The organism is Sphingobium sp. ba1 (assembly GCF_000743655.1).
Taxonomy (GTDB): Bacteria; Pseudomonadota; Alphaproteobacteria; order Sphingomonadales; family Sphingomonadaceae; genus Sphingobium.
This window is the reverse complement of sequence record NZ_JPPQ01000069.1, coordinates 719,713-725,375: the sequence shown is the minus strand read 5'-3', so window position 1 is coordinate 725,375 and position 5,663 is coordinate 719,713. Positions and strand designations below refer to the sequence as shown.

6 protein-coding genes are annotated in these 5,663 nt (G+C 63.4%); 4 read left to right on the top strand and 2 right to left on the bottom strand.

Annotated elements, in window-relative coordinates; genetic code table 11:
- From thyA to IL54_RS06475, 4 genes are all read left to right on the top strand, one after another.
- A partial coding sequence (gene thyA / locus IL54_RS06490; RefSeq protein WP_037477976.1) for a thymidylate synthase occupies nt 1-442 on the top strand: 442 nt, incomplete at its 5' end.
- A 121-nt stretch (nt 443-563) separates the two neighbouring features.
- Entirely contained in the window at nt 564-1,862 is a 1,299-nt protein-coding gene (locus IL54_RS06485; RefSeq protein ID WP_037474143.1) for a 3-methyl-2-oxobutanoate dehydrogenase (2-methylpropanoyl-transferring) subunit alpha, read from the top strand.
- A 222-nt stretch (nt 1,863-2,084) separates the two neighbouring features.
- Entirely contained in the window at nt 2,085-3,089 is a 1,005-nt protein-coding gene (locus tag IL54_RS06480; RefSeq protein ID WP_037474140.1) for an alpha-ketoacid dehydrogenase subunit beta, read from the top strand.
- A 100-nt stretch (nt 3,090-3,189) separates the two neighbouring features.
- Complete coding sequence (locus IL54_RS06475; RefSeq protein ID WP_037474139.1) at nt 3,190-4,506, top strand: dihydrolipoamide acetyltransferase family protein; 1,317 nt, start codon at nt 3,190-3,192, stop codon at nt 4,504-4,506.
- Nucleotides 4,507-4,522: 16 nt separating this feature from the next.
- On the opposite strand, the gene IL54_RS06470 is transcribed toward IL54_RS06475, so the two are convergent.
- Together IL54_RS06470 and IL54_RS06465 are read right to left on the bottom strand one after the other, a co-directional pair.
- Nucleotides 4,523-5,266, bottom strand: a complete 744-nt coding sequence (locus tag IL54_RS06470; protein ID WP_037474136.1) for a class I SAM-dependent methyltransferase — start codon at nt 5,264-5,266, stop codon at nt 4,523-4,525.
- A gap of 82 nt (nt 5,267-5,348) precedes the next feature.
- A partial coding sequence (locus IL54_RS06465; RefSeq protein ID WP_076605551.1) for a hypothetical protein occupies nt 5,349-5,663 on the bottom strand: 315 nt, incomplete at its 5' end.

Here is a 5,663-nt window from a genome sequence, read left to right as displayed (position 1 = left end):
GATCCGCGCGACGCCGGGATCGCGGCGCTTGCTGTTCACCGGCTGGAATGTCGCTGAAGTGGCGCAGATGGCACTGCCGCCCTGCCACATGACCTATCAGTTCCAGGTGTCGAACGGAAAGCTCAACGGCCTGTTGTTTCAGCGCAGTTGCGACCTGGGTCTGGGCTTTGCCTTCAACATTTTCGGCCTGTCGATGATCACCCGGATGCTGGCGCAGCAATGCGATCTGGAGCCGGGCGAGGTGGTCTGGCAGGGGGGCGATGTGCATCTTTATCTGAACCACGCCGCACTGGTGGAGGAACAGATGAGTCGCATTCCGTCGGGCGCGCCGAAATTGCGGATCAAAAGCCGACCTTCATCCATTTTCGATTATGCCATCGAGGATTTCGAGGTGGTCGATTATGCGCCGCAATCCCACATTTCCGCGCCCGTCGCCGTCTGAAGCGGACAGCGAGGCGGACATAGATTTTGGAAAAATTGGGTAAGGGAGGCTTGCCTTTCTCGGCGTTGTAATTTAATATCCAAGCCAAGCAATATTATTGCAACGCAGCATAGGAGGCAGGATGACCGATCCGCATGATATCGGAGCCGCGCAAGGCGAACCGGGGCGCAATCTGCCCCCGTTGCGCCTGCATGTGCCAGAGCCGCCAGCCCGGCCGGGTGAGAGCGCCGACTTCACCCATTTCGACATCCCCGCCGCCGACGCGGCACCCCGCCCGGACGAGGCGGCGCAGCCCGCGACCATGCGCGACATGGCCTATGGCCTGGTGCGTGTGCTGGACGAAGAGGGCGGAGCCGTGGGGGCGTGGAACCCCAAGCTGCCGCCCGAAACGCTGCTGCGGATGCTGCGCGCAATGGCGCTGACCCGCGCGTTCGATGCGCGCATGTTCCGTGCCCAGCGGCAGGGCAAGACCAGTTTCTACATGAAGTCGACCGGCGAGGAGGCGGTGTCGATCGGCGCGGCACTGGCGCTGTCACGCGACGACATGTGTTTTCCAAGCTATCGCCAGCAGGGCATATTGATCGCGCGCGACTGGCCCATCATCGACATGATGAACCAGATTTATTCCAACAAGGGCGACAGGCTGAAGGGCCGCCAACTGCCGATCATGTATTCGGCGCGTGACGCGGGTTTCTTCTCCATCTCCGGCAACCTGACCACCCAATATCCGCAAGCGGTCGGTTGGGCGATGGCGAGCGCGGCGCGGGGTGACACCCGGATCGCGGCGACCTGGTGCGGTGAGGGATCGACGGCGGAAGGCGATTTCCATTCGGCCTGCACCTTTGCCAGCGTCTATCGCGCGCCGGTTATCCTGAATGTCGTTAATAATCAGTGGGCTATTAGCAGCTTTTCAGGTTTTGCAGGAGCCGAGTCCACGACCTTCGCGGCGCGCGCGATCGGCTATGGCATTGCCGGCCTGCGGGTCGATGGCAATGACGTGCTGGCGGTCTATGCCGCCACGCGCTGGGCCGCCGACCGGGCACGCGCCAATGCCGGTCCGACACTGATCGAACATTTCACCTATCGCGTCGAAGGGCATAGCACGTCGGACGATCCGACCGCTTATCGTTCGGCCGAGGAAAGCAGCCTGTGGCCGCTGGGCGACCCGATCGCGCGGTTGAAGCAGCATTGCATCGGCCTGGGGATCTGGGACGAGGAGCGGCACGCCGCGATGGACAAGGAACTGGCCGAATATGTCCGCGACGCTGCGCGCCAGGCGGAGAAGAACGGCATTCTTGGCCACGGCCTGCATCATCACCCGATGGAATCGATGTTCGAGGACGTGTTCGAGGACATGCCCCGGCATTTGAAGGACCAGCAACAACAGATGCTGGACGAATGGAAGGCGGCCGGGTTGTGATGGCGCAGCTTCTTCACCTCTCCCCGGCGGGGAGAGGATATCGTAGCTTGGCGGCTTGCCGCCTAGCGAAGATTGGGGAGGGGGCTATGCCTTTGCCCTTCATAGCCGCCGTTCCCCCTCTCCCAGCTCCGACTAGGCAGCAAGCTGCCAAGTCTGCGCAACCCTCTCCCCGCCGGGGCGAGGGAAGGAAGTGCCATGACTGACACATCAGATATGCAACAAATGACCATGATCCAGGCGATCAACAGCGCCATGGACGTGATGATGGAGCGCGACCCCACTGTCGTGGTGATGGGCGAGGATGTCGGCTTTTTCGGCGGGGTGTTTCGCGCGACCGCGGGTTTGCAGGATAAATATGGCAAGAACCGCGTGTTCGACACGCCAATCACCGAATGCGGGATCATCGGCGTGGCGGTGGGCATGGGGGCCTATGGGCTGCGGCCGGTGCCGGAGATCCAGTTTGCCGACTATATCTATCCCGCGCTCGACCAACTGGTGTCGGAAGCGGCGCGGTTGCGTTATCGGTCGGCGGGCGAGTTCACCGCGCCGATGACGGTGCGGTCGCCGTTCGGCGGCGGCATCTTTGGCGGGCAGACGCATAGCCAAAGCCCCGAAGGCATCTTCACCCATTGTTCGGGGATCAAGACTGTGATCCCGTCCACCCCCTATGACGCCAAGGGGCTGTTGATCGCGGCGATCGAGGATAATGATCCGACGCTCTTCTTCGAGCCGAAGCGCATCTATAATGGCCCGTTCGATGGCCATTATGATACGCCGGCCAAAAGCTGGGCCGGGCATCCCGATGCACAGGTGCCGACCGGCTATTATCGCATTCCGCTGGGCACCGCGCGCATCGTGCGGCCGGGCGAGGCGCTGACCATCCTGTGCTATGGCACGATGGTCCATGTCGTCGAAGATACGGTGAAGGCGATGGGCATCGACGCGGACATTGTCGACCTGCGCAGCCTGATCCCGCTCGACATCGACACGATCGAGGCGTCGGTGAAGAAGACGGGTCGCTGCCTGATCGTCCATGAAGCCACGCGGACCAGCGGCTTTGGCGCGGAATTGTTGGCCCAGGCGCAGGAGCGTTGCTTCTATCATCTCGAAGCGCCGATCGAGCGCGTCACCGGCTTCGACACGCCCTATCCGCACAGTCTGGAATGGGCCTATTTCCCCGGTCCGGTGCGTATCCGCGAAGCCATTACCAAGATCATGAAGGACTAAGCCTTCACCCAGCTTCCGTTCGTTTCGAGCGAAGTCGAGAAACGGAAGCGCAGTTTCAAGTTAAGTGTCTCGACTTTGCTCGACACGAACGGAGCTTTTTATGGCCCTTTTTACATTCAAGCTGCCCGACATTGGAGAAGGCATTTCGGAAGCCGAGATCGTCGGCTGGCATGTCGCGGTCGGGGATCGGGTCGAGGAAGACCAGCCGATCGCCGACATGATGACCGACAAGGCGACGGTCGAGATGGAAAGCCCGGTGGCGGGCGTCGTCGTCCGCCTGGCGGGCGAGCCGGGTGACCAGATTCCGATTGGCGCGATGCTGGTGGAGATCGAGGTGGAGGGTGACGACGTGGCTGCGCCGCCGCCGCCTTCGGTCGAGGCGATCGAGGCGGAGGTTCCGGGTGAAGCGGTCATCGACCCGACACCCTCTCAATCCGTTCGCCCTGAGCCTGTCGAAGGGCCGACCTTTTCTTCCGCGCCAATCGCCAAGGAAGAAGGGCAGGGCTTCGACAAGCTCAGCCCGAACGGACCTGTAAGTTCCGTGGAGTCGCACGCCTCGCCCATCCTCGCCTCCCCCGCCGTGCGTGCCCGCGCGAAGGATTTGGGCATCGACCTGGCGCAGGTGAAGGCGAGTGGCGAGCATGTTCGTCATGCCGATCTCGATGCGTTCCTGCTCTATGGCGAGGGGCAGGGCTATCGCCCGGCGGGGCGGTCCGCCACGCGGCCGGACGAGCAGATCAAGGTCATCGGGATGCGTCGCCGCATCGCCGAGAATATGGCGGCGTCCAAGCGCCATATTCCCCACTTCACCTATGTCGAGGAAATCGACGTGACCGCGCTGGAAGAGTTGCGCGCGCAGTTGAACGACGGGCGGGGGGATCGGCCCAAGCTGACCATGTTGCCGCTGCTGATCGTCGCTTTGTGCAAGGCGTTGCCCGATTTTCCGATGCTCAATGCCCGTTATGATGATGAAGCGGGCGTGGTCACACGCCACGGATCGGTGCATCTTGGCCTCGCGACGCAGACCGATGCGGGGTTGATGGTGCCCGTGATCCGCGATGCGCAGAACCGCAATGTCTGGCAGCTCGCCAGCGAAATCCGCCGCCTTGCCGACGCCGCGCGCACCGGCAAGGCGAAGTCGGAGGAATTGTCCGGCTCCACGCTGACGCTGACATCGTTGGGGCCGTTGGGCGGCATCGCCACGACGCCGGTCATCAATCGGCCCGAAGTCGCGATCATCGGTCCCAATCGGGTGATCGAACGGCCCATGTTTAGGGGCAAGGAGATCGTCGCGGCGAAGCTGATGAACCTGTCGATCAGTTGCGACCATCGCGTGGTCGATGGCTTCGACGCGGCGAGCTTCGTCCAGGCGGTGCGCAAGCTGCTGGAAGCGCCCGCTTTCCTGTTCGTGGATTGATAAAGGGGCAGGGTGCCTATTTCGTCAGGACGACGATGGCACCCTGTTTCACATCCGGGCTGAACAGCATCCGCACCGCGCGCTGCATCATCTTCCAGCGCCGCTTGCTGAGCCAGCGGCCCGAATAGTCGCGTTCCTGATAGAAGGTGCTGTGGAGCAGCGCGGGGATCGGCAGCACGCGATGGCTGGTAAAGCCCGCCTCGCGGCCGCGCGCGATGATGAGGTGGGGCGGCATGTCGCGTTCGGCGACGCCGAATTTGGCCATCGCCTCGATCGATTCGGGCGACTGGCTATGGCCTTCGCCCGGTTCGTGGGTGATCAGCATTCCGCCCGGCTTCAAGGCGCGATAGGCGCTGCGGATCGCCAGCGCTTCGTCATCGGCATGATGGAGCGCATCGAAGAAGAGCGCGGCGTCGAACTGGCCGTCGAGGTCGAGATTCTCGAAATCGCTGCATATGAAATTCGTGCGGTCGCCGACGCCATTGATCCGGGCATTCTCCTGCGCCAGCGCGATCATGTCCGGCGCGATGTCCTGCCCGGTCACGCTATAGCCCGCGCGGGCGAGGAACTGGCTGGTCCAGCCGCCGCCGCAGCCCAGGTCCAGCACGGCGGCCGGGGCCGGGGGCAGCAGGCTGATGATGAAGCCGATCGACGCCAGTTGGATGCCGCATTGCGGATCGGAAAAGGGCTTGTTCAGCGAATGATCGGCACCGCCTTCCCCCAGATTGGCGAGATAGGCGCGCTCGGCGTCTTTGGACATCAATGGGGTCTCCGGTCGAGCCGACGGCCCTAGACCGTGGCGTCGCCCTGCTCAAGCGCGCTTGTCGCTACCCTTGTTCCATTCACCGTATCGTCGCGCGGTAGCTGAGCCGTCCGGCCTGGCCCGGTGGGACACCGTCAGGCAGTGTCCAGCGGACATGGGTGATGTCGGCCGGGACGGCGCGGCGCACGCCGCCTAGCGGCGTCGGCAGCCAGAGTTGCGCCATGCGCCCCCATCGTACGCCGCCATCGACGGAGACTTGCAGGGCGGGGTCGGAGGGATCGAGTTCCACCCCCTTGGGCAGCGGGCGAACCAGCGCATAGTCGCGCAGCGGTTCGCCGCCCTGGTTGCGCCAATGGACCATGACGATCAGTTGGTCGCCCGGTGCGACGCGGTT

Bases quoted from the DNA above. Each gene is read 5' to 3' on its own strand.
- IL54_RS06470 (WP_037474136.1), bottom strand. From the start codon at position 5,266: ATGTCCAAAGACGCCGAGCGCGCCTATCTCGCCAATCTGGGGGAAGGC.
- IL54_RS06475 (WP_037474139.1), top strand. From the start codon at position 3,190: ATGGCCCTTTTTACATTCAAGCTGCCCGACATTGGAGAAGGCATTTCG.
- IL54_RS06480 (WP_037474140.1), top strand. From the start codon at position 2,085: ATGACCATGATCCAGGCGATCAACAGCGCCATGGACGTGATGATGGAG.
- IL54_RS06485 (WP_037474143.1), top strand. From the start codon at position 564: ATGACCGATCCGCATGATATCGGAGCCGCGCAAGGCGAACCGGGGCGC.